The sequence below is a fragment of the Archangium violaceum Cb vi76 genome (genome assembly GCF_000733295.1).
Lineage (GTDB): Bacteria > Myxococcota > Myxococcia > Myxococcales > Myxococcaceae > Archangium > Archangium violaceum.
Genome location: NZ_JPMI01000096.1, coordinates 79,111 through 102,370, shown reverse-complemented (window position 1 = coordinate 102,370; position 23,260 = coordinate 79,111). Strand labels below are relative to the sequence as shown.

Below are 23,260 nucleotides of genomic sequence, written 5' to 3'. Positions count from 1 at the left end.
CATTCCCCCCCGGGTCCGCGCTCAGTCCAGCAGCCCCGCCAGCCTGGCGTGTTGCAGGAGCATGATGGTCTTGCCGTCCATGATCTCGCCCGTGGAGATCATCCGCAGCGCCTGAGCGAGCGGAAGCTCGAGGACCTCGATGTCCTCGCCATCCGAATGCACCCCGCCGCCCTCCCCCGTCTTGTCCCGATCGGCGTACTCCCCCACGAAGAAGTGGAGGATTTCGGTGACCGAGCCTGGGCTCATGAAGGCCTCGAACACCTTCCGGACATTGTTGACCAGAAAGCCGGTCTCCTCCTCGGTCTCGCGCTTGATACACGTCTCCGCGTCATCCTTGTCCAGCAGGCCGGCACAGGTCTCGATCAGCATCCCATGGTGGCCATTGACGAACGCGGGAAACCGGAACTGCCGCGTGAGGATGACGGTCTTCTTCTCACGGTTGTAGAGCAGGATGGTGGCGCCATTGCCACGGTCATACGTCTCCCGGCTGACCTGCTGCCACGAGCCGTCCTTGCGCTTGAAGTCAAATGTCGTCTTTCGCAGGACATACCAATCATCCGACAGGACGACGACGTCCTTGATCCGGATGCGGTCCCGCATGTCTTCGGGGGCGCGGAAGCCGCGCGCGGTTTCGCCACTCATGTTATCTGGAGCCTCCATCCCTGGATTGGATGATACGGGGGACGACGAACCCCAACCGTCCCAGCATCTCGGGAGCGCGCGAAGCGGGATGCGTCATGATGGCCGTGTCGAGCGCACGCTCACAACCCTGAGGACATGACGCCTGGTGGGCCGTCAGCACGTCGCACACCTGCTCCACGAGCGCGTTGGCCTGCACCGCGATCCGCTCCATGCGCTCACTGACCAGGCTGGCGGTCACGGCCTCATGACTGTCATACCAACAGTCATAATCCGTGGGCATGGCGACCATCGCGTAGCAGAGCTCCGCCTCACGCGCCAGCTTGGCTTCTGGCATGGCCGTCATTCCAATCACCGTCCCGCCCCAACTCCTGTACAGATTGGACTCGGCGCGCGTCGAGAACTGCGGCCCCTCCATCACCACGTAGGTTCCGCCATTGACATACGTCAACTTCAACTTCGAGGCCACGTCCGCCAGCGCCGTCCGCATCCGCTTGCAGACCGGGTCGCCAAAAGGAACGTGCCCGACGAGCCCCCGTCCGAAGAAGGTCTTCTCCCGCTGGATCGTCCGGTCGATGAATTGATCCACGAGCACGAACGAGCCCGGCGGACACTCCTCCCGCAGGCTCCCCACGGCGCTGAGCGAGAGCAGCTGCGTGCAGCCGACGTGCTTCAACGCCGCGATGTTGGCGCGCACGTTGATCTGCGAGGGAGGAATCTGGTGGCCAGGCCCGTGGCGCTGGAGGAAGGCGACCTGGGCTCGGCCGAGCGTCCCGAGGATCACCTCGTCCGAGGGCTCCCCGAAGGGGGTCTCCACCTTCACCCGCTGGACGTTGGACAGGGAGAGCAGCTTGCTCAATCCGCTCCCGCCAATGATACCGATACGAGGGACCTTCACGCTTTTATCCGTCACCGCTCCTCCTGGATGTACAAAGTGGGTTCAGCCCGGGTCTCGGCCGAGACGAGGCGCTCCTTCAGCTCGGAGAGCGCGGAAGGAATACCGTCGCGCGAGAACAGCAGGCCTTCGCTCGCATGCTCCGTGTAGCGCGGCTCCTCCACCTTCAAGACATGGTCGATCGCCGGCAGGTAGTTCCAGCGCACGCCCGGGTACAGGGAATGGGCCAGGTGATAGGCATCCGACGTCGGGCAGATGAACACGCGGACCATCCAGCCGGAGAAGCCCCGGTAGTCCGTGGGGCGTCCCGCCAGGAACTCCCGGGTCAGACGGTCCTCGGACCAGCTCGGCGTCTTGAACCAACGATGCTCCGTCAGGAGCGACACCCAGGCGAACAGGGAGTAGGTGCTCACCAGGGGAACGAGCCAGCCCCAGACAATCGCCTTCCAGCCCGCCGCGGCATACAGCAGCGCGGAGAGCACCAGCAGCGTCACCACCCGGGCCACCGCGGTGCTGGGCCGATGGTTGAGCAGGCTGTTGCGCACCATCGTCTTGAGGTTGACCATCATTCCCGAGGGCGAGAGCGGATGGAACAGCCGGCCGATGAACTGCGCATGGGTCATGCCACCGCGCATCCCGCCGTCACGGACGCGCGCGCGGTTCGGATCGAGCTTCTCGTGATTCGGGTGGCGATGATGCTCCTGGGTATGGGTGATCTGCCGGCTGTGCATGTCCCGCTTGAACGCCGGGAACTGATAGAACACATCGGAGAGCCACCACTGCCAGGCGTGCGAGCGGCAAAGGGCGTAGTGCACCGCGTTGTGCCCGAACTCCTGGAGGGCCCGGAAGCGGCCCCCCACCCAGAAGCACACCGCCACCCAGGCCAGGGGATGGTCGAACCACCGCGCGAGCAGGATCGCGATGAAGATGTCGAGCCACGTCCACACGAACGGGAGGGGCGCGAACCACTCATCCAGTGGTTTGTACAGAAACTCCCGCGTCCCCTCCAGACGCGGGCGGAGCCGGGAGATGCGCAGAACCCGAGCCGGGTCCGAGTAATAGAGGGACACGGCCGCGCGGAACAACAGCGTCGAACACAGCAGCGCGGCGAGCAGCGGTGGCAATGATTCAGTGGGAAGCATGAGATGAATACCTCAGCGGTTGGGCACGACCCTGCCCCAAGGCAGGTCCTCGAACAGGGCTGGGATTCCAGTCATCCGCGGGGAATCGCATGCGCCCAGGCGGTCCTCGTCCTGGTGCCCGCACGACAGGATGCAGCTGTTCCACCCCAGGGCCGCGGCGACCTCCGCGTCGTGGGTGGTGTCTCCCACATAGAGGATGCGCTCGCCCGGCAGCCCCAGCTTCGCGTGAAGGAGGTGCCCCTCCTCGAGCTTGCTCGTCCCCTTTTCATCCCCCAATCCACACACGTGGGTGAAGTACCCGCTGAGCCTCTTCGCCTCGAGGGTCTGCACCAGGGTGGGCCGGTAGGACGCGGACAGGATGGACGACCCGATGCCATTCTCACGCAGACACTCCAGCAACTCCAGCGCGCCCTCGTTCAACGCGCAGTGCCGCACCCGCGCGTCGAAAACAGCCAGGTACTCCCGGATGATGTCGCTGAAGGGAATCCGCTCCAGATCGAAGCCGAGCGAGGAATAGAACGCGGAGATCGGAAACTGGAACCGGGCACGGTAGAACTCCCGCGTGACGGCGGGGACACCGAAACGGGCGCACACCTGGTTGACCCCAGTCACGGCCAGATCCACGTCGTCGAGCAGCGTCCCGTTCCAATCCCAGACGACATGCTGAATCTGGTTCCAGACCTTACGCAGGGGAATCATCGTTCACCGTCTTGCCCAAACGCGGGAGCAGCTTGTTGAGGACGACCCGGGCCGCGATTTCAGGCCGGAAGAGCTGACTCGGCGAAACCACCAGGTTGGTGACCCCCACCTGGGTCTGCAGCGTCAGCCGATGGGAGGCGGCCAGCTCGCAGAGCCCCGAGCCGTACCAATGATGGAACCGCAGCCCGAGCGAGCGGCGGCCCTGCGTCTCCGGAAACCGCATGTCCTCGGACACCGCCATGTTCCACGCGGGCTCGACCACCTGGGCCATCAGCGCCTGGATGGCACGGGTGCTGGTGCCTCCCTGCTTCCATATGGGAAGTTGCCGCCTCAACACGTCTGCTTCCAGCGAGCAGAGCGTCATGCCCTGGCTGTACAACGGGTTCATGCTGCACAACGCGTCGCCCATGACCACGAGCCCCTCGGGCCACACCGGCATGTCCTCGTAGTGGCGCCGCAAGCTCCCCGGAATGGCGAAGCCCGCGACGTCCGAGAGGGGCTCCGCATCCCGGATGATCTCCTGAATATCCGGGACCGGCAGCCTCCCGAGGAACCGGAGGAACTCCTCGGGCTCTGGCTTGGGGAATTCACCGAACCACCCGCCCGTGGTGACGAGCCAACGATTCCCCTCGATGGGGCTGATCACCCCCATGGCCCGGTCATGGGGAGGCCTTGGCAGGACGAGCAGCACCTTCCAGCGATCGGCGAACTCGGGCCGCCGCCGGTAGAGGCGGGACGCATAGCCGAGCTTCGTCTCGACGAGAGTCTTCTTCACCTCGCCCAGCCCCTCCTTCGCCAGCCACTCGGCCACGCGAGAGCCCCGCCCATTGACGTCGATCACCAGCTCCGCCGGCAGCTCCCGGACCGGAGCGGACTCGTCCAACACCACCCCGTTGACGCGTGGCGCACCCTCCCGGCGGAACAGGAAGCCCATGGCCCGGGTCCCGGAATGGACGGTGATCCGCTGATTGGCCCGGATGCGCCGGCGGACGACATTGTCGAGCAGGCCCCGGCTGCAGTAGTGCGCACTCACCCCGGTCTTGAACCGGTTCTTCCACTGACCATAGTGGAAGCACTTGACATCATGCCCCTGGTCCGCGATGTCCGCGCCGGCCTGGACCAGCTCGGCCAGGAGACCCGGGAAGAGCTCCTCCATGACCTGCTTGCCACGCAGCAGCAGCAGATGGACGTGCTTCTCCTGCGGGACGCCGCGCCGATCGCTCAGACCGTCCTCGAAGTCGCCCTTCTCGATGATCGTGACCCGCTCGAACTCCGAAGACAGCACTTCGGCGGCGAGACAGCCACCAATACTGCCGCCGAGCACGATTGCATGTCTGCCTTTAGATCTGTCCAGGGAATCATCCCTCATAGGCATTCACCGTCGCGACGATATGTTGGAGCTCCTCGTCTGAGAGCCGCGGGTGCAGGGGAATCGTCGTCAGCGAGCGCAGCAACTCCCGGGCGTTCTTGCAGTCCCGCCGGCGGTCCGCCAGGAGCGGGTAGTTGTACAGGGGCTGGTTGTCGTACTTCTTGACGTCCGAAGGGACACCATTCCTGTCCAGGTGCTCGACGAAGCGCCGGCCGTCCCCCTTCACCACCTGCATGAGGAGGGCGTAGCCGTTGATGGCCCCCCCTTCGACGATGGGCAGCTCCCGGACGAGCGGGTTGTGGATGCGCTCGAGGAGGTACTGACGATTGCGCGCACGGACCTCCAACTGCCAGTCGAGCGCCTGCAGCCGGGCGAGTCCCACGGCCGCTTGCAGTCCACCCAGCTTGTAGTTGAGGCCCACCCGTTGGCCATCGAGGTTTCCGAACCGGGTGTACGCCCGCATCTTCGCGTCCCGGGAAGCATCGTTCGTCATCACGAAGCCCCCCTCGCCGGTGGACATGAACTTGCCTTCGTGGGTGCTGAAGCAGGCGATGTCGCCGAACTCCGCCAGCCACTTCCCCCGCAGGCGCGTCACATGGCAATGGGCCAGATCGAGGATCAATGGGACGCCATGCGAGTGAGCGAGGGTCCGCAGCTCATCCGCCCTCGACGGGTATCCCCACATGGGGACCTCGATGATGCCGCGCGTTCGTGGCGACATGACCCTTGCCAGGTCTTCCGGATCCAGCCCGAATTCATGGGGGCGCACGTCACAGAAGACCGGCACGAGCCCGCGCGCCATGATGGGCAGGACCGTGCAGATGGGGCAGCTGGGGGGAACGATGATTTCATCGCCCACCTGCCACCCGATGCCTTCCAGGGCGACCGAGACCGCGACCGCGCCCGAGGAGACCGCCAGCACGTGGCGCATCCCGTAGAGCTCCGAGATCTTCCGCTCGTACTGCTCCACGATCGGCGCGGTTCCGGTCAGGCCCGTTTCCAGGGCCTGCCGCAGGTACAGCTCGTCATCGGGATGACGGTGCCGGAACGCATCGTTGATCCGCCGGCGGGGCAGCTCTTCCCGCGCGCCCCTATACGCGGCTCCTGGCGTGCTCATGCCGCCACCTGCTCCTTCAGCTTGTCCATGGCCCGCCAGATCTCCTCGTCCTCGAACACCCGCCGCAGCAGGACGCGGAAGTTGGGGAACAGCTTCAGGTCCGCGAGCTCCTCCTGACTGAAGAAGCGGGCCGCATGGACCTCGCCATTGGCGATGCAGTTCGTCTCCAGAGCCACGCACAGGTAGATCAGATCGATGTGGTAGTGGTGGCCCTTGGGGTCATTGATGCGCTCACACAGCACCCGGTAGGGCGTATGCAGCACATGGACGTCGGCCTCGGGGTCAGCCAACGGTGTGTCGAGAAGACCCAGGATCCTCGCTTGTATCCCCGTTTCCTCGCTGATCTCGCGAAGCACGGCATCATCTGGCGACTCCGTGCTTTCGATATGCCCACCCGGGTAGAGCCAGACACCGAGCTTCCGGTGGTGGATCAACAGCACCTTGCGCTCCGGATGGAGAACGAAACCCGACGCGGTCCACTGCTTGGGCAAGCGAGGATCCATGGTGTTCACGCCGGCCTACCTCTCCTGGTAGGCATTGACGACACCTACCATGTAATCAATGTCTTCACCCGACAGGGCCGGATGCACGGGGATGGTCGTCATGGTGTTGAGCAGCCGCTCGCCATTGGGGCACGGGCGGCGGAACTGCTCGACGGCCGGGAACTCGTACAGGCAGCGGCAGCCATAGCGCTTGATGTCCGACGGGATGCCGTGCTCGTCCAGGTAGTCGATGAAGCGGCGGTTGTCGGCGAAGCTCGTGCGCAGGGTGAGGAAGTAGTAGTTCGTCCTCGCGCCGGTGAGCCGCGTGAACTCACGGACGGACGGATGGGTGAGCTGGGACAGGAACCGCTCCGCGTTCTCGCGGCGGCCCTCCAGCTGCCGCGCCAGGTACTTGAGCCGGTTCTTGCCGAGCGCGGCGGCGAGCCCGCCCAGCTTGAAGTTCAGGCCGAAGTCGCGGCCGTTGAGGTTGCCGAACCGGCTGTAGTCCCGGCAGCGCCTGGCCAGGTCATCGTTGTCCGTGAGGATGAAGCCTCCCTCCCCCGTCGCCAGCGGCTTGCGCTCGTGGGTGCTGAAACAGGAGAGGTCTCCGTACGCGGAGAGAGAGCGTCCATGCAGCGTGGAGCCGTGCGAGTGGGCGAGGTCCAGGATGAGCGGAATGCCGGCCTTGCGTGCGGCCTGCTGCAGCTCGTCGACCTCGGTCGGCATGCCCCACATCGGGATCTCGATGATGGCGCGGGTCTTCTTGGTGATCACCCGCGCCAGGTCCTCGAGGTCCACACTGAAGCTGTCCGGACGGGTGTCCACGAACACCGGCTTGGCGCCCATGTCCATGATCGGGTAGACGGTGCACAGGGGGCAGGTCGGCGTCAGCACCACCTCGTCACCGGCCTTCACGCCCACGGCCGCCAGCGCCACCGTGATGGCCGCGCCGCCGGATGAGATGGCGATCGCATTGCGGTTCGAGAAGCAGGCGCGAAGGGCCGCCTCGTACTCGGTGACGATGTCGGAGGTTCCCGACAAGCCACTGGCCAGGGCCGCGGCCAGGGCGGGCTGATCATCCTCATAGCTCGCGCGGTATTTGTCGGAGATGACTCGCTTGTTCTTCACGGATGCCTCAGCCATTGGCCACACTCCTCTGCTGCACCCCAGTGACACTCGAGGACGGCGTCGCCACGACGCCCGGTTGGACCTCCGCCGCGCACACCTGCTCGATCACCTGGTAGGTCGGAATCATGCTCTCGAAATCCGCCTCGAAGCGGGTACCGGAGCGGATGGCGTTGAAGAACCCCGTCAGCTCAGTGAAATAGCCGCTGCGGACATAACCCGAGTCCAGGGGGCCCGGCTGCCAGGCATTGCGCCAGCGCTTGTCTCCGCCCACCACTTGCGAGGAGATCTCCGCGTCGTGGAGCGTGATGTTCCACAGGTTGTCGAGGGTGAGCATGCTCGACCTGTCGCCGATCACCTTCATGTCGAACTCGAAATAGGGGAACATGCTGCCCGTCAGGATGGACGCGGACCGCCCGGACGAGAACGTGATGTCGATCCGCGCCAGCATCGCATCGGTCCCGTGCTGGACGGTGGAGTGGACGTCCGTCACGTGCTCGTCCTTGCCGAAGGCCGTCGTCAGATCGATGGAGTGGATCGTCTGGGCGAGCAGGAACGAGCGGAGGGTGGAGGAAAGACCCCACATGGGAGCGCGGGGCTTGCCGGCGTAGTGGTTGATCTGCACATGCATCGTCCGGCCGAACTTCTCGCTCGCGGCGATCTTCCGCAGGTGCTGGACCGGGCGGGCGAAGCGGAAGTTGAGGCCCACGCCGGTCACCACCCGCTTGCGCGCCGCCGCGTCGATCATGTCCTTGAGTTCATTGAGCGTGAAGCACGGCGGCTTCTCGACGAAGACATGGATGCCGCGCTCGATGGCCATCAGGGAGATGTCCCGATGGGCCTGAGGCGGACAGGCCAACACCAGCGCGTCCGGGCCCATGATGTTGATCATCGTCGCGACATCCTTGAAGACCTGGACGTCACGAACGTAGCCCTTCACCTCTTCCGCGCGCTCGAGCGACACATCACAAGCGGCGACGATCTGAATCTCGGGAATCTGCAACAGCGAGGGAAGGAGGTTTTCCTTCGTCTGCGCCCCGATGCCAACCAATCCAACGCGTATCAAGAGACGTTCCTCGTTTCTGCGCGGTATCGGCGACGCAGGAAAACGGCCCCGGGACATGTGCGGATGGCCGTTACACCCCTGCTGACTGCATTGCCGGCCCGGCGGCTGCCCAACCTCCCTCTACGGGTTGCTGGGATGAGCCCTCACCAGGCGACAACAATGCTGCCACCGCAGGACGTGCTTTCGTGGCAGGGCATGGGGCTCATGCGAAGACCCATCGCCAGCCACGGGACGCTCTGTGTCAAGGGAGTTGTCGCCTGATGGGCAAAGGCCGCGCTTCCGGAGGTTCCCTCGATAGAGTCCCTCCCTGATGAACGTGCACGCCCCAGAAGGGCCAGACCTTCATCTGGACCGGGACAGGTGGGTGCCAGCGCCGGGGACCCCCAGACCACCGGACACCCGAGCGGAGCCGGGCCTGTTCGTAGACCGTGCGCCGCCTCGCGAGCACGGAGGCATCGCGCCCGAAGTATCTGTCGTCGGGAGAGACGAAAGACAAGCTTCCGTGGAGGTGCTCGTGGTTGTACCAGGAGACGAACCGGCCCATCCAGGCCCGCGCGAGCGACAGGGAGGAGAAGGTTGCGGGGTAGTCCTTGTGTCTCTTCAAGGTGCTGAACAACGCCTCGGCATGGGGATTGTCGTTGCTGACCTGGGGGCGGCTGAACGAGGGCACGATTCCCAACCGCTGGAGGGTGCACAGCATCGTGGTCCCTCTCATCGGCCGGCCATTGTCGGAGTGCAACACGAGTCCCGCCGGATTGATTCCGTTCTCCTCGCACACCTTGCGGACGAAGCTGGCGGCATGCTCCGCACGCTCCTCGCGGTGGATCCTCCATCCCATGATGCGCCGGCTGAAGACATCCATCACCATGTAGAGGTAGAGGAAGGAGCCCCGGCCCGGGCCATTCAGGTAGGTGATGTCCCAGCTCCAGACCTGATTGGGCGCCGAGACACGCCGCTCGTGTCCGGGCCGCGGTCTGGTGCGGAAGTCCCTGGCGCACCCCTCGCGTTTGTGCGCGCGGAGGAGGCGATACATGGTGGACTCCGAGGCCACATAGATGCCCTGATCCGCGAGTCTCGGAACGATTTGTCTGGGGGGAAGCCCCTCGCAGAAGGGGGAGTGGAGCAATTCCAAGACGAGCCTACGCTCCTGATCGCTGAGGCGGTTGGCGGGACAGCGACGCGCCATGCGCCGACGATCCTGGACGCACTCGGGTTTGCGCCAACGTTGCACGGTCCGCGCCGAAACGCCCAGCAACCGGCACGCCAGGGACAACCGCGCGCCATCCGCCATGGCATGCGCCACCAGATGACAGACCTTGCGCCGGACGTCTGGAGTGTGGAGCCGCCCCCGTCCCCCCACGACGAGGCCCTTCGCGTTCCTCGACAGGGTTACCAGTGCGCGAGCTTCCGCGAGCGCCTGTTCCTTGCGGCTCAGTTCCCGTGCGAGCGCCTTTACCCCCTCCGGTGTCGCCATCGAGCCAGGAGAGTGGAGTCGCCGGGAAGAGGGGGCCCTGGGGTTCGCGTGCTCAAGTCCGGGACCGCGCACCTCATCGAGGCCGTACAGTTCACGCATTTCCATGCGCCCCAGTATCCGCATGTCGATTGTCGAATCGAGTTTTGGACCCGTGGGCGGCTCATTACAGCTTGTGGCTGTGCAGGCGGGACTCGAAGGCGTGGTGGTGGCCGAGACCCGATTGAGTGAAGTGGACGGTGAGCGCGGGCGGCTGGTGATTGCCGGTGGCGACGTGGAGTCTCTCGCCGGAGCCAGCTCGTTCGAGGACGTGTGCGCGCGGCTCTGGGCACCCTACGCGAAGCAGGCGCTCCCGGGCTCGCTCCAGGCGGCGCTGGGCGAGGCACGGGTGCACGCCTTCGGGCTGCTCGGTGGATTGGGAGAGGCGCTCTCGGCGAAGGATGGAATGGACGCACTGCGGGGCCGCGGCGGCCCATGTGCCGGAGCACCCCAAGGGGGACCTGGCGACGAACCTCATGTTGACGGGAGCCCTCGCCGTGTTCGCGGGAGCGTGGGCGCGGCGCGGACGCGGGCTGGCGCCGGTGCCGCCGGACCCGGCGCTGTCCCACGCGGCGGACCTGCTGCGCATGGTGACCGGTGAGCTCCATCCCGAGCGCGCCGCCGGGCTCGACGCCTATCTGGTCACCGTCTCCGACCACGGGCTCAATGCCTCCACGTTCACCGCGCGAGTGATTGCCTCGACGGGCTCGGACGCCGTATCGGCGGTGGTGGGGGCCATCGGCGCGTTGAAGGGGCCGCTGCACGGCGGCGCACCCGGGCCGGTGCTGGACATGCTCGACGGCATTGCCCGTCCGGAGCGGGCCACGTCCTGGCTCGAGGAGGAGCTGCGCGCCGGGCGCCGCATCATGGGCATGGGCCATCGCATCTACCGCGTGAGGGATCCCCGCGCGGCGGTGCTGGAGCGTGCCCTCGAGCGGCTCGAGCGCGGGGGGCTGCGGACCGAGCGGCTCGCCCTCGCTCGGGCGGTGGAGCGCGCGGCCGAGGACCTCCTGCGCCAGCGCTACCCGGACCGCCCTCTGCGCGCCAACGTGGAGTTCTACACCGCCGTGCTGCTCGACGCGGTGGGTCTCGACCGCACGATGTTCTCGCCCACCTTCGCCTGTGGCCGCGTCGCCGGGTGGCTCGGGCACATCTCCGAGCAGCGGGCGACGGGACGGCTCATCCGGCCCGCCTCGCGCGGAGAGTGGCCGTTAACGAACCACCAATGACTGGAACACCACTCCATCCAACCCAAGCCGACTGACCGTGTCCACCATGCGCTCGCTGGCGATGATGAGCGAGGACCAATCGGCCAGCCGGAACACATCCAGGTCATCGGAAAGCGAGGCGGCGGCTAGGATGGGCGGCTGCGGGAGGCTATAGCCTTTGTCCTCGCCACAAGTGGGGCATGGAGGCTCGCGGTCCCGCGGCAAACAGTCTGGATGGAACCGCCCACGCCGCGCGAGTTGCAGGTCCTGCAACTCGGGATGGTTCTTCTGCCGGAAACGCACGCTGAGCGGACAACCCTGGAGACCACGCACCCCGGCCGATTGCAGTTTCTCCAACGCCTCGCGGCGCAGGCAGAGCGACCAGGGATTCTGCATGAAGAATTGGCCGAAGCGTCCGGTGGCTGTCCCCGTCAACGGACCGAATGCCGTCACCGGCAACAATTCAGCGTCCGGGGGTGCCAGTGGGCGCACCAACTCGCGCAGGCGAACAAACTCCTCTCGCGGAACAGGCCAGGGATCGGACAGCTTCTTCTGATCCACCTCAGGCAGGAGGGAGAGGTCCACGCAGGGATACTGCGCCGACGAACTCCGTCCCCCGAGGCCACAGCGGGAACAAGGCTGAATGCCAGGCAGCATCCACTTGTGCACGGCATTCAAGTTGCCCGTGTACTGCGACGCCTCATCTTCCCGAATCCAGTAGAACTTCAAGGGGATCTCTTCATCTTGCCCGGCCCTCATGGCGCGAACAGTTGAGGCCCGGGCTCTACGAGCGTGTGCCCATAGGGCACGATGGGCCCGACGATATCGAAGCGATAGGCCAACTCGAAGGCCTTGGCCAGCAACTCTTCTGGCGGCACCGCACGGCCCTGGTTGGCGGTCTTGAAGTCACGCCAGGCTTGATTCCACAGGCCGCCGCGCGCACCAGTCTACGACCCGGACACGACCATGAACGATATCGCCATCCTCAAGCTCGAGAAGCCCATCAAGTTCAACCAGCCTGTTGCCGGGAGTTGCGGCGACTCCACGGGCATGCGCTCCAATCCGAGCCCTCAGCTCGCGTCTGGATTCACGACGACGCCCGTTTGTCTCCCGGCCGCTGGTTCTTCGGTTCCAAACGGCACGATGATGACCGCCGCGGGCTGGGGCCTGACGCAAGAGGGAGGATACGATACGTCCGACATCTTGATGCAGGTGGGCGTCCCCAAAATCAACACCGCGGACGTGGCCAATATGTACAGCTCCCAGGGAATCCACATCGACGCGAATGCAATGCTCGGGGCTGGGTATCGTGAAGGAGGCAAGGACTCATGCCAGGGCGACAGCGGAGGGCCGCTGGTCATGAAGCGGGCCGACGGTCGCTACGTCCTCCAGGGCATCACGAGCTTCGGTGTTGGCTGTGCGAGACCGGGATTGCCCGGCATCTACACGCGGGTCTCCAGCTACATCCCTTGGATCAAGCAACAGATTCAGCTCAACAGCAGCAGCTTGTAGCTTCACGGGCTGGGGGATGCGGATGAAGCGGTTGCGCGTGTAGGCATGTGGCCCACCCGCCGCGTCCATGGGGCGCGGAGCGCCAGCGGGAGTTGCCTTCCTCCGCGTGCGTTCCCCTCCCCCGCCGGGCTCGCTTACGGTGCGGGCTCCTTTCCTTGCCGGAGAGCGCGTGAGTCCTGTCGCCGAGTTGGTGCGCACCCAGGTGGACCTGGGTGGCTTGATGCGGGTGCTGGCCAACAACATGTACTCCACCCCCGAGGTGGTGGTCCGCGAGCTCGTGCAGAACGCGCATGACAGCTGCACGCGGCGCCGTCTGGAGGACACGTCCGCCCCCGAGGGCCGCATCCTCGTGGTGCCGGACGAGGCCGCGGGCACGCTGTCCATCGTGGACAACGGAGCGGGACTCACCCGCGAGGAGATCGACCGCTACCTGGCCACGGTGGGCGCGGGCTACACCGGGCGCCTTCGGGCCGCGGGCGCGGACGCGGGGCTCATCGGCCAGTTCGGCATCGGCTTCCTCTCCGCCTACGTGGTCAGCACGCGGGTGGACCTCTACACCACCTCCTTCCAGACGCCCCAGGAAGGCTGGCACTTCTCCAGCGCCGGGGGCGAGCGCTACGCGGTGGCCCCTCACGGCGCCCAGGAGGTGGGCACGCGCGTGGTGCTCCAGCTCTCCGAGCGCTTCCGGCCCCTGTGTGACGCGCCCACGCTGGAGGCGCTGCTGCGGCGCTACTGCTGTCTGCTGCCCATGGCCATCCACGTGAGCGGCCCGGAGCGGCCCGCCATCAACCGCCCTCCGCCGCCGTGGCGCGACACGGAAGCCCACTCGCCCCTGCGCCGGCGCTCGCTCGAGCGGGCCTTCGCCGCGCGCTTCGAACAGCGCTTCGAGCCGCTGTGCACGCTGCCCATGGCCCCCGGCAACGGAGGCAGTGCGAGCGGCCTGCTGTGGCTGCAGGACGGCGCCACGTACGGCACCTCCGACAACCGCAACCTCTCCATCTTCGTACGCGGCATGCTGGTGAGCCGCGACGCGCGCGAGCTGCTCCCGGAGTGGGCCGGCTTCGTGGGGGGCGTGCTCGAAGCGGACGCGCTCACCCCCACGGCGAGCCGCGAGGACGTCCAGCGCGACGCGGCCTTCGACGTGACGGCGGAGCAGGTGCGCGAGTGCCTCATCGACGGGCTGTCCCGGCTGGCCCGCGAGGACGAGCCCACCTGGCGGCGGCTGCTCCAGCGCCACAACGAGGCCCTGCTCGGCGCGGCCCTGTGCGACGAGCGGCTCTTCACCCTGCTCGCGGACGCGCTCAAGGTGCCCACCACCGAGGGGGACCTCACCCTGCCCGCCGTGCGCCGGCGCAGCGGAGGCAGGCTGCACGCCTCCACCGGGGAGAGCGGCGGGCCCGAGGAGGTGCTCTGCCGCGCGCTCGGCGTGCCCGTGGTGGACTCGGGCCGCTACGCCGCGCTGCCCTTCACCCGGAGGTGGGCCGAGCGGCAGGGGCTGCCCGTGTTGCAGCTCGGCACGCGCGAGGGCAACGCGGCCCTCTTCCCCCGCGTGCAACTGGAGCCCGCGCAGGAGGAGCGGCTGCGCGCCCTCTTCGCGGAGGACGGCGTGGAGCTGGTGCCGAGCCGCTTCTCCCCGCCCGCCCTGCCGCTGGTGCTGGTTCCGGACCGCGAGGCCGAGCTGAAGGCCCGGCTCGAGGCGGACGCGGCGGACAAGCGCATCGGCGCCGCGGTGCTGTCCCTGGCGCGCGGCTTCACCGCCACCATTGCCTCCCGCGCCCAGGCGCGCCTCTACCTCAACGTGGACGCCCCCACATTGCAGGCCCTGCTCTCGGCCCCCGAGGACCGGGCGCGCTCGGCCGCGCGGCTGCTCTCGGGCCTGTGCACGCTCCTCTCCCACCGCGACGAGCGCGCCGGCGCGCCGAGCGTGGCCTCCGCCCTGGAAGGCATCTCCGCGGCCCTGTGCGCGCTGCTCCCGCCCCCCGCCTGACATCCCCCGAACCTCCGCGAGGAAACACACCCGTCATGGACATCTGGAAGTGGGTGAACGAAGCCGAAGCCGAAGCACGCCGCCTGGGGAATACCCGCCTCGCCGAGCTCATCGACCGGCTGCCCACCGTCGTCACCGAGGACGCCCACACCCAGGCGGACGCGCTCTTCCCCGAAGCGCTCGCGCTCGCCCGTCAGGCGAAGAGCCCGTGGCTGGAGGTCTTCTTCCGGCACTGGAACCTGCAGAGCCGCATCTTCCACCGCTCCGAGCCGGGAGAGTGGCTCTCCGAGTCCATCTCGCTCCTGGAGTTCGCCCATCGGGAGGAGACACGCGAGTGCCCCCAGAGCGTCTGCGCCACCCAGGACGTGGCCGGTTGCTATGGACGCGCGGACGGCCCGGGCTGGGCCTCCGAGCGCAAGGCGGTCGTCATCGAGACACTCTCCCGTATCGACGCCACCTGGCCGTGCTTCACGTGCCTCTCCACCGAGTACTTCCTGGGCCTGATGGACGAGAAGCGCTTCGAGGAGGCACTCGCGTGGCTCGAGAAGCAGGAGGCCGCCCTGGTGGCGGCCGGCCAGGGGCACAAGCGCAAGTACCTCCTGGGCGAGCGCGCCGACGTGCTCCTCGAGCTGGGCCGGTTGCCGGAGGCGCTCGCGGCGGCGGAGGCGTGCGAGGAAAGCACCCCGTCCGACCACACCCGCATGGAAGCGCGCATCCTGCAAGCGCGGGTGCTCGCGCGCATGGGGCGCACCTCCGAGGCGCTCGAGGTCCTGCCCGCCCTGTCCGCGGTGCGTGCCACGCCTGGCCACTACGGCAACTGGGCGGACGCCCTCGTCCAGCTGATGAAGGCCGAAGCCATCGGCAACGACGCGAACCTGGAGCGCACACTGCTGGAGCTCGCCGGGCGGCTCGCGAGCACGGGAGCCATCCGCGGAGCGGTCCGCATCGAGGAGCAGCGCGCCGAGGCCGCACTGAAGCGAGGCCAGCCGCAATCCGCATTGCACGCATGCGCGAGGCTCGAGGCGCTCGTGCCCCGGCTGCGCAAGCCCCTGGGCGCGGACGAGACGCTGCGCCATCTGCGGGCGCGGGCCGAGGCCCTCACGTCCGAGCGTCCGCCCGAGCTTCCAGAGTCAGCCGCGGCGCTGCTCGACCAGGCGGAGAAGGGTCCCGAGGACGTGCTCCGACTGCTCGACGCGGCGCGGACACGCTGGCCCGGGGAGCGGGCAACGCTCGTGCGTGCCCAGGCGAAGGCGCTGGAGCAACTGGGCCGCGGCGAAGAGGCGGAGGTGGCGCTGCGCTCGCTGCTGGACGCGGACGCGCACCCCACTCCCGATGTCGTGCGGGAGCTCGGCATGAACCTGCTCGAGCGGCGGCGATTCACGGAACTGCATGCCCTGGTGGACTCGGTGCTGAACGCGTCCGGAGACACGCCCCTTCGCGTGGAGGCGTACCGGCTGCGGGCCCGGGCCGCGCTCGAGTCGGGAGAGAAAGCGGCCGCCAAGGCCCCGCTGCGCGCGATGCTGGAGCTCGATCCGGAGCTGCGCGGGACCACCCTGACACTCGCGGCGTTGGAGCGCGACACGGGCGAGCGGGAGCGGGCCCTGGCGCGGCTGGATGACGCCGTGGCCCGCTGGACGGAGCCCGGGCCGCACGATTGGGACCGGATGCTCGTGGCCACCCTGCTCGGGCGCTGGGACGTGGTGCGCGCGTCCGCCTCGCGGCTCGGCTTCAAGCTGAAAGAGGACTCGGGCCCGGTGGAGGAGGAGTGGGAGGCGTGCCGGCTGCGCTACACCGAGCCGGACGGAACCTTCACGGAGGTGTGGGCGCGGCGCACCGGGCCCGTCACCGCACGCGTGGTCTCCATCGCCATGCCGGATTCCGCCCAGCACGTGGGAGACACCGTGGCCTTCGACGCCACGCCGCTCAACGAGGGCCCCGCCGAAGGGGAGGAGGAGGAGCACTCCTGGCTGTACCCCGTCGTGGAGGTGCTCCGGCCGGGCAGGTATAGCGTCTTCGCGCTGGACGGCGTGGGCCCGGGCGATGAGGCCATCGAGAGGATGTACGAGACGCTGGCGGCGTGCGGGGCGCGCCTGTCGGTGCGCACTTCGGACACGTACCGGCTGATGACCCCGGAGGGTGAGGAAGTGCCCGGCTTCTTCGCGCTGCTGGCCGTACCGCCGGAGGCGGACCTGGGTGAGGTCGAGGCGGGCCTGCGCCGGTGCGCGGAGGGGCTGCCGCATCCGGTGTTGTGGCCCACGCTGCTGGAGAAGCTGGGGCGGGAACAGGAGGCGGAGGCACAGCGTGCGGTAGCGGAGGAGTGGGAAATCTCGCTGTGACACGGAGGCTTCCTTCTCCACGCGTCTGGCCCCTCCGCCCGTGAGCCGCGGAGGGGCCGGCGCGACTACAACCCGCCGAGCTAGGGGTTGCGCGTTTCGCGCACCTCCCCTTTCAAGACAACTGGCACCACGGACACGCTGGGTCTGAGCGAGTCCTGGCCGCGCGTCGTGATGTCCAGCCGGTAGAGGGTGAGGCGCCCTACCCCCCGAGCCGGTGCTCGATGCGGATCAACCGGATCCCTCGGGGGGTGTGCATCAGCGTGTCCCACCAGTTCGTGCCTTCGTACCAGTAACGGATCTGCACGCCGACGACCCACTTCTCCCGGAGCGCCAGCTCGGCGTCATCGAGCTGGACGGACTTCTCGGAGGCCATCAACGAGGCGCTCCCCTTGAGCAGCACCTCGTGCACCACGGCACAGCGTTGGATGTCCCGGAACAACTGCGCCAGGGTCTCTGGATCGAGGATCGCGTCCTGCAACTGGGGAAGCGCGGCGTTCTCGGGAGACACATTCGCGAGGCGGATACCTGTCGTCATGGTGCTGGGACCTGCTGGCGGGGAGGAAGGAGCTCGAGGGCGTTGAGCGGAGCCGGGCACGCCCGCACGCAGAGGCCGCAGCCGTTGCATCGCGCCTCCACGACGCTCGGACGGCCCGACTCGATGACGATGGCGCCCTCGACGGGGCAGCGCTCGGAGCAGGTTCCGCAGAACGAGCCCTGCCACGCGAGGCAGAGCTGGGGACGCACCCGCACGCTCATCCCCGCCACCGGCACTTCCATCCGGCGGAGGCCCTCCTGCGGAACGGCGAGCCCCTCGCGCAAGGAAAACACCGGCAGCGCATGGCCCGTCACCTCGCCCGAGCGTGCACGGGAGGCATAGAACGCCTCGAGCGAGAAGCCGGGCTCGGAAGCGACAGGCGCGGACACGGGAGCCGGCGCCATGGGAGGCCTGGGCTCCTCCTCGCACCGCCGCAAGCCGAGGAACGCTCGGCGGCTGAGCGTGACCTGGGAACTCATGGCCGCGCCTCCATGACCAGACCAGGCCCCCCTGCCCCACCGCGCTGGTCGAGCCGCGCCGAGGACCCATGGCACTGCTGGCAGTTCAGCCGCTCGGGGTGTGAGGTCCGCAGCCCGGGGAGACCACGAGGGCCGTGGCAGCTCGCGCAATCGTCCCGCATGAGCGTCGGATGGGGCATGGTCGGCGGAGCCCCTGGCCACGCCCGCTCGCCCTTCCCCGCCGAGGCCAGTCCCACGAAACCGTTCCCCGGAATGTCCTTGTATGGGGCCAGCGGGCGCGGCGAGTCCCCCACCACATGGCACTGGGTGCAGCTCTGGTACGGCGGATGGCTGATCTTCGGAGCCACCCGGTTGCCCAGCGTCATCCCCTTTCCGTGGCAGGCCAGACAGCCGGGGACCTCACGCTGGTCTATCTCATGGGGGATGGTGGGCGGCGCCCCGTCATAAGCGCGGTGACCCTGACGCTGAGCCACGGCCCGCGCGCGCTGCTCGGGGGTGGCCACGGGCAGGGGCTTCACCGGAAACGGCTCTTCCGACAGCGACTCGATGGCGCCCTCGTACATGCGCGCGTTGTCTCCCCGCCGCTGCTCGCGCAGCTCGCCGTAGCTCGGAGCACGCTCGGCCCGTCGTGCGTGGGGATCCGAGGCCACCGGACGCTCCGGCATCTCCGGCGCACGGAGGCCGGCGAAGAAACCCGTGGCCGCGAACGCCACCGCCACGGCGGCTCCCACGTGGAGCCAGCGCGCCCCGAGCCCACTGCCCTGTCCACCCTCGGGGCTCATCCCTGTTTCTCCGCGACGAGCTCACGCCGTCGCACGCGCGCCGCGCACTTCTTGTAATCGGGCTGCTTGGAGAACGGGTCATGCTCGTCGAGGGTGAGCCCGTTGATGAGCAACCGCTCGTCGAAGAACGGGACGAAGAGCGAGCCCTCGGGCGGCTCACCGCGGCCGCCGATCCACACGGGCAGGTCCAACTTCCCGCGCCGCGTCTCCACCGTCACCTGATCCCCATTGCCCACCCCGAGCCGCCGCGCATCCGCGCGATTCATCTCCACATAGGCCTGGGGCATGGCGCGCTGGAGCTGCGGAATCCGCATGGTCATCGTGCCCGAGTGCCAGTGCTCGATGACGCGGCCGGTGCACAGCCAGAAGGGGAACTCGGTGTCGGGGGACTCGGGAGGAGGCTCGTAGGGGCTGAACCAGATCTGCGCCCGGTCGTCGTGCGTGGTCGAGTGGTAGAACTGGATGTCGCGCCCCTTCTTCACATAGGGGTCGTCGAAGCCCGCGAAGCGGAAGCGTGTCTCGCGCCAACCGCCATCCGGCTGCTGCACCACGGGCCAGCGCAGGCCGCGCGCCTTCACGTACTCCGGATAGGGCGCCAGGTCCTTGTGCTTGATGCGAGTCGTCTTCCGGTACTCCTCGAAGAGGTGCTCGTCCACGTTGACGTCGTAGTAGTGGGCGAAGTCCCAGAGGGGCACGGGCTTGCCATCCTTGCCCTTCACCTCGAAGAGGAAGCGGCCGTCCTTGTCCTTCATGCCCTCGAAGCCGAGCGCGAGGAGCCGGTGGGCCACGGCGATGAGCTGCCAGGCGTCGTCACGGGCCTGGCCGGGAGGCCGCACCATCTTGAACCACTGCTGGGTGCGCCGCTCGGAGTTGCCCGTCATGCCGTTCTTCTCCACCCACATCGCCGAGGGGAGGATGAGGTCCGCGATGCGCGCGGTGGCCGAGGGATAGACATCCGAGACGATGAGGAACTTGTCGGCGAGCTTGCGGCTGGGATCCACCAGCTTGTGCGTGTTGGGCAGTGTCTGCGCGGGGTTGGTGACCTGGACCCAGATGGTGTGGATGTCCCCGCCCTGCTCGGTGGGCGTGGAGAAACGCTTCCACATCTCCAGCGTGTGGTAGCCAGGCTTGTCGTGGAGACGGCCCTTGGGGACGTTCCAGATCTCCTCCATCTGCGCACGGTGCTCGGCCTTGGCCACCACGCGACCGCCTGGGAGCGCATGGGCGAGCGTTCCCACCTCGCGCACGGTGCCGCACGCGGAGGGCTGGCCGGTGAGGCTCGTGGGCGCGTCGCCCGGCTTGCCGAAGTGCCCGCTGAGCAGGTGGAGCCCGTGGACCAGGTTGTTGATGGCCGTGCCCCGGGTGTGCTGGTTCATCCCCATGCACCACAGGCTGGTGATGCGCACGTCGCGCCGGCCGAACAGGTCCGCGAGCATCCGCAGGTCCTTCGCCGGAACGCCCGAAATCTCCTCCACCTTCTCCGGGGTGTAGGGCTTCAGCAGCTCACGGTATTCCTCGAAGGTGATGGCCTTGCCCTCGAGCGTGGCGGGCTCGCTGGGAGCACGGAAGGCACAGTTCGCCTCGACGAAGGCCTTGTCGTAGGTGCCGTTCTCCACCAGCAGGTGGGCGATGCCGCACGCGATGGCCAGGTCCGTGTTCGGCTTGAAACGCAGCGAGTGGTCGCAGAACCCGCTGGTGCGCGTCTTGCGCGTGCCGATGTCGATGAGCGTCACCTTCTCCCCGCGAGAGCGGCGGTCGATGACGCGCGAGAAGAGGACCGGGTGCATCTCCGCGGGGTTGTTGCCCCACATGATGAGCACGTCGCAGGCGTCGAGGTCGTCGTAGCAGCCCGCGGGCTCATCCACGCCGTAGGTGGCGAGGAAGCCCGTCACCGCCGAGGCCATGCACAGCCGCGCGTTGGCATCCAGTTGGTTGGAGCCGAGGCCTCCCTTGACGAACTTCGAGGCGGCATAGCCCTCGGGGATGGTCCATTGGCCGCTGCCGTAGATGCCGAAGCCCTTGGGGTCCTTCAGCACTCGGCGGGCGACGATGTCGATCGCCTCCTCCCAACTGATGGGCACGTGCTTGTCGCCCTTCTTGAGGAGCGGCGTGGTGAGCCGGTCACTCCCATAGAGGGCGAGCCCCACGTGGTAGCCCTTCACGCACAGCAGGCCCTTGTTCACCGGCGCCTGTTGATCCCCCGCGATGGCCACCACCTTGCCGTTCTGCACGCCCACCTGCACGTGACAGCCGGTGCCGCAGAAGCGGCAGGGCGCCTTGTCCCACTGCACGCCCTGGCCACCCGGTGCGGCCGCTGGCGGAGTCCCGGCGGCCTTGTCCTGGCCATAGGCGAGGCGGCTCGCGGCCAGCGTCGCCGCCGTCATGGCCGTGCCCTTGAGGAAGTCCCGGCGATCCATGTTCAGCGCTCCTCCTCGGAGAAATCCACCATCACGACGTCCACGAAGCTCACTCCGGGTACATCCCTCAGTGACTCGGCGAGCGCCTCCCCTTCGGGAAGGCTGCCGGTCTCCGTCACCACCGGCAGCCAGCGCTCCTCCAGGGGCGGCCCCAGGGTGATGCGCGGGTCTCGAGCGACTTCACGAAGCGCGCTCGCCCTCAGTTCGGGAGAGGCATCGAGGGTGAGCACCAGGCTGCTGATGGGCATACAGGCGCCATGAGCAAGAGGCGGACCACCCCGGCCCGAGAGAGAAGACGGCGGAGGTGACGCAAAGCCTGCGCCCAAAGCTGTTTCCCGGATGCAGGGTTTTCGCGGGCAGGCGAGCGAACCGGGACCTCTTCGAGGCGGGCCCACGGGACGAGCCGTGCTGGCACGGACACTGCTTTGCGCAGATGCCCGTGGAGACCCCTCTCGACAGATGGATGCGCCCGGCGCTCGCCGCTGGATTGCTCGCGCTCGGCGGCTGCGGGAAGGATCAGCCCGCTCGCTTCCAACCGCCCCCGGGGGCGCCCACCGGCGGGGAGACACTCCACCAGCCGGCGAAGCTCACCTCGGTGGAGAGCGACCAGAAGGACGCGCTGGGCCGGCCGCTTCGCGTGTCATGCGAGAGCTGCCACTCGCTGCGTGAGACGAAGCCCATGCCCTCGCGGCCCGAGGAGCTGAAGGAGTTCCACCAGGGCCTCCAGTTCCGCCATGGTGAGCTCGCCTGCACCTCGTGCCACCAGGCCAACCAGCCGCGCTCGCTGCACCTGGCCACGGGCGAGCCGCTGCCGATGACGGAGGCGCTGACGCTGTGCGCGCAGTGCCACGGGCCGCAGTACCGGGACTTCAAGGCGGGGGCACACGGCGGCATGACGGGCTACTGGGACCTGTCGCGGGGAGACCGCACGCGGAACCACTGCGTGAGCTGCCACGATCCGCACTCGCCAAAGTACGCGGGAGGGCATCCGGTGATGCCTCCGCGCCACCCGGCCGCACAGGGCGGGACGGACACGAAGGAGGCCCGAGGCCATGAGTGACATCCTCTCCCGCCGCACCGTGATGAAGGGCGCCGGGGCCACGCTCGGGGCCGCGGCCTTCGCGCACGCGATGGCGCCGCTCACCGAGTGGTCGAAGGACCTGACCGTCGATGAATTCCTCCAGAAGCACTACAAGGAGCTGACGCGCGACGAGATGGCGCGGATCCTCGTCCACCTGAAGGCCGAGGCGAAACAGAAGTACGGCCGGGACGTGGACATCAAGGATCTGCCGCCACAGGAGGGCGTGTCGTTCGGCTATGCGCTGAACCTGAGCGTGTGCATCGGCTGCCGCCGGTGCGCCGAGGCGTGCCACCAGGAGAACAATCACGACCGGAGCACGGGGAACTCGTACATCCGGGTGCTGGAGATGCAGCAGGGCAGCCTGGACCTGGAGCACGGCAACGCGAACTACGACCACCCGGTGCCGGCCGAGGGGAAGTACTACCTGCCGGTGCAGTGCCACCAGTGCGACAACGCGCCGTGCGTGAAGGTGTGCCCGGTGCAGGCGACGTGGAAGGAGCCGGACGGCATCGTGGTGGTGGACTACAACTGGTGCATCGGCTGCCGGTACTGCGAGGCGGCGTGCCCCTACCACGCGCGGCGCTTCAACTGGACGAAGCCGGAGATTCCGCCGGAGGAGCTCAACCCGGACCAGGGTTACCTCTCCAACCGCGTGCGTCCGCAGGGCGTGGTGGAGAAATGCACCTTCTGCCTGCACCGTACGCGGGCGGGCCGGCTGCCGGCGTGCCTGGAGGCGTGTCCCACGGGGGCACGGGTGTTCGGCAACCTGTTGGATCCGAAGAGCCCCATCCGCTGGGTGCTCGAGAACAAGCGCGTCTTCGTGCTCAAGGAAGAGCTCGGGACGCGCCCCCGCTTCTTCTACTTCTTCGACAAGTGAGC

At 67.8% G+C, this 23,260-nt stretch carries 22 protein-coding genes and 2 pseudogenes; 7 read left to right on the top strand and 17 right to left on the bottom strand.

Going from position 1 to position 23,260, the window contains the following annotated elements; genetic code table 11:
- Window positions 1-21: 21 nt before the first annotated feature.
- From nudK to Q664_RS15365, 10 genes are all read right to left on the bottom strand, one after another.
- Window positions 22-642 (bottom strand): GDP-mannose pyrophosphatase NudK, encoded by a 621-nt coding sequence (nudK, locus tag Q664_RS15410; protein ID WP_235216709.1) that lies wholly within the window; start codon window positions 640-642, stop codon window positions 22-24.
- A 1-nt stretch (window position 643) separates the two neighbouring features.
- Entirely contained in the window at window positions 644-1,552 is a 909-nt protein-coding gene (gene mtnP / locus Q664_RS15405; protein WP_043395137.1) for an S-methyl-5'-thioadenosine phosphorylase, read from the bottom strand.
- The gene (locus Q664_RS15400; protein WP_043395135.1) at window positions 1,549-2,676 is read right to left on the bottom strand and encodes a fatty acid desaturase family protein; all 1,128 of its coding nucleotides are present in this window, start codon (window positions 2,674-2,676) and stop codon (window positions 1,549-1,551) included. The genes mtnP and Q664_RS15400 overlap by 4 nt, the downstream gene beginning before the upstream one ends.
- Window positions 2,677-2,688: 12 nt before the next feature.
- Window positions 2,689-3,375, bottom strand: a complete 687-nt coding sequence (locus Q664_RS15395; protein WP_043395133.1) for an HAD family hydrolase — start codon at window positions 3,373-3,375, stop codon at window positions 2,689-2,691.
- Window positions 3,359-4,744 carry an FAD-dependent oxidoreductase gene (locus Q664_RS15390; protein WP_043395131.1) on the bottom strand — a complete coding sequence of 462 codons (1,386 nt, stop codon included), beginning with the start codon at window positions 4,742-4,744 and terminating at the stop codon, window positions 3,359-3,361. The genes Q664_RS15395 and Q664_RS15390 overlap by 17 nt, the downstream gene beginning before the upstream one ends.
- The gene (locus Q664_RS15385) at window positions 4,734-5,861 is read right to left on the bottom strand and encodes a DegT/DnrJ/EryC1/StrS family aminotransferase (protein ID WP_063934701.1); all 1,128 of its coding nucleotides are present in this window, start codon (window positions 5,859-5,861) and stop codon (window positions 4,734-4,736) included. Before Q664_RS15385 ends, Q664_RS15390 begins: the two co-directional genes overlap by 11 nt.
- The gene (locus Q664_RS15380; protein WP_043395232.1) at window positions 5,858-6,364 is read right to left on the bottom strand and encodes an NUDIX hydrolase; all 507 of its coding nucleotides are present in this window, start codon (window positions 6,362-6,364) and stop codon (window positions 5,858-5,860) included. Before Q664_RS15380 ends, Q664_RS15385 begins: the two co-directional genes overlap by 4 nt.
- A gap of 15 nt (window positions 6,365-6,379) precedes the next feature.
- On the bottom strand, window positions 6,380-7,486 hold the full coding sequence (locus Q664_RS15375) for a DegT/DnrJ/EryC1/StrS family aminotransferase (RefSeq protein ID WP_043395130.1): 1,107 nt from the start codon (window positions 7,484-7,486) through the stop codon (window positions 6,380-6,382).
- Entirely contained in the window at window positions 7,479-8,534 is a 1,056-nt protein-coding gene (locus tag Q664_RS15370) for a Gfo/Idh/MocA family protein (protein WP_043395128.1), read from the bottom strand. The genes Q664_RS15375 and Q664_RS15370 overlap by 8 nt, the downstream gene beginning before the upstream one ends.
- Before the next feature lie 241 nt (window positions 8,535-8,775).
- The gene (locus tag Q664_RS15365) at window positions 8,776-10,008 is read right to left on the bottom strand and encodes an IS3 family transposase (protein WP_160174414.1); all 1,233 of its coding nucleotides are present in this window, start codon (window positions 10,006-10,008) and stop codon (window positions 8,776-8,778) included.
- A gap of 103 nt (window positions 10,009-10,111) precedes the next feature.
- Here Q664_RS15365 and Q664_RS62945 point away from each other — a divergent pair.
- Both Q664_RS62945 and Q664_RS15360 read left to right on the top strand, forming a co-directional pair.
- Window positions 10,112-10,276: pseudogene (locus Q664_RS62945) on the top strand (hypothetical protein); the annotation flags it as partial.
- A gap of 169 nt (window positions 10,277-10,445) precedes the next feature.
- Complete coding sequence (locus tag Q664_RS15360; RefSeq protein WP_235216708.1) at window positions 10,446-11,273, top strand: citrate/2-methylcitrate synthase; 828 nt, start codon at window positions 10,446-10,448, stop codon at window positions 11,271-11,273.
- On the opposite strand, the gene sitI6 is transcribed toward Q664_RS15360, so the two are convergent.
- Entirely contained in the window at window positions 11,256-11,981 is a 726-nt protein-coding gene (gene sitI6, locus Q664_RS15355; RefSeq protein ID WP_043395228.1) for a SitI6 family double-CXXCG motif immunity protein, read from the bottom strand. The genes Q664_RS15360 and sitI6 overlap by 18 nt on opposite strands.
- Window positions 11,982-12,007: 26 nt before the next feature.
- A pseudogene (locus Q664_RS54830) lies at window positions 12,008-12,196 on the bottom strand (DUF2380 domain-containing protein); the annotation flags it as partial.
- Window positions 12,197-12,218: 22 nt separating this feature from the next.
- On the opposite strand from Q664_RS54830, the gene Q664_RS15350 reads away from it, so the two are divergent.
- From Q664_RS15350 to Q664_RS15340, 3 genes are all read left to right on the top strand, one after another.
- The gene (locus Q664_RS15350) at window positions 12,219-12,764 is read left to right on the top strand and encodes a serine protease (protein WP_052518144.1); all 546 of its coding nucleotides are present in this window, start codon (window positions 12,219-12,221) and stop codon (window positions 12,762-12,764) included.
- Between the two features lie 169 nt (window positions 12,765-12,933).
- On the top strand, window positions 12,934-14,751 hold the full coding sequence (locus Q664_RS15345; protein WP_043395126.1) for an ATP-binding protein: 1,818 nt from the start codon (window positions 12,934-12,936) through the stop codon (window positions 14,749-14,751).
- Window positions 14,752-14,786: 35 nt separating this feature from the next.
- Window positions 14,787-17,087, top strand: coding sequence for a tetratricopeptide repeat protein (locus Q664_RS15340; protein WP_043395124.1), 2,301 nt, complete (start codon window positions 14,787-14,789; stop codon window positions 17,085-17,087).
- A 199-nt stretch (window positions 17,088-17,286) separates the two neighbouring features.
- Here the strand turns inward: Q664_RS15340 and Q664_RS15335 are convergent, their stop codons facing one another.
- Genes Q664_RS15335 through Q664_RS15315 form a run of 5 tightly spaced genes read right to left on the bottom strand, consistent with a single transcriptional unit; the run spans window position 17,287 to window position 21,548 of the window.
- Window positions 17,287-17,622, bottom strand: a complete 336-nt coding sequence (locus tag Q664_RS15335; RefSeq protein WP_043395122.1) for a hypothetical protein — start codon at window positions 17,620-17,622, stop codon at window positions 17,287-17,289.
- The gene (locus Q664_RS52150) at window positions 17,619-18,101 is read right to left on the bottom strand and encodes a 4Fe-4S binding protein (RefSeq protein WP_052518143.1); all 483 of its coding nucleotides are present in this window, start codon (window positions 18,099-18,101) and stop codon (window positions 17,619-17,621) included. The genes Q664_RS15335 and Q664_RS52150 overlap by 4 nt, the downstream gene beginning before the upstream one ends.
- Complete coding sequence (locus Q664_RS52145) at window positions 18,098-18,883, bottom strand: nitrate reductase cytochrome c-type subunit (protein WP_052518142.1); 786 nt, start codon at window positions 18,881-18,883, stop codon at window positions 18,098-18,100. The genes Q664_RS52150 and Q664_RS52145 overlap by 4 nt, the downstream gene beginning before the upstream one ends.
- The gene (locus Q664_RS15320) at window positions 18,880-21,300 is read right to left on the bottom strand and encodes a molybdopterin-dependent oxidoreductase (RefSeq protein ID WP_043395120.1); all 2,421 of its coding nucleotides are present in this window, start codon (window positions 21,298-21,300) and stop codon (window positions 18,880-18,882) included. Before Q664_RS15320 ends, Q664_RS52145 begins: the two co-directional genes overlap by 4 nt.
- A gap of 2 nt (window positions 21,301-21,302) precedes the next feature.
- Window positions 21,303-21,548: a hypothetical protein gene (locus Q664_RS15315; RefSeq protein ID WP_043395118.1), complete on the bottom strand. Its 246-nt coding sequence runs from the start codon at window positions 21,546-21,548 to the stop codon at window positions 21,303-21,305.
- Window positions 21,549-21,739: 191 nt separating this feature from the next.
- Between Q664_RS15315 and Q664_RS52140 the strand changes: the two genes are divergently transcribed.
- Window positions 21,740-22,360, top strand: a complete 621-nt coding sequence (locus Q664_RS52140) for a hypothetical protein (protein WP_152622118.1) — start codon at window positions 21,740-21,742, stop codon at window positions 22,358-22,360.
- Window positions 22,353-23,258 (top strand): 4Fe-4S dicluster domain-containing protein, encoded by a 906-nt coding sequence (locus tag Q664_RS15305; RefSeq protein ID WP_043395116.1) that lies wholly within the window; start codon window positions 22,353-22,355, stop codon window positions 23,256-23,258. Before Q664_RS52140 ends, Q664_RS15305 begins: the two co-directional genes overlap by 8 nt.
- Window positions 23,259-23,260 lie beyond the last annotated feature (2 nt).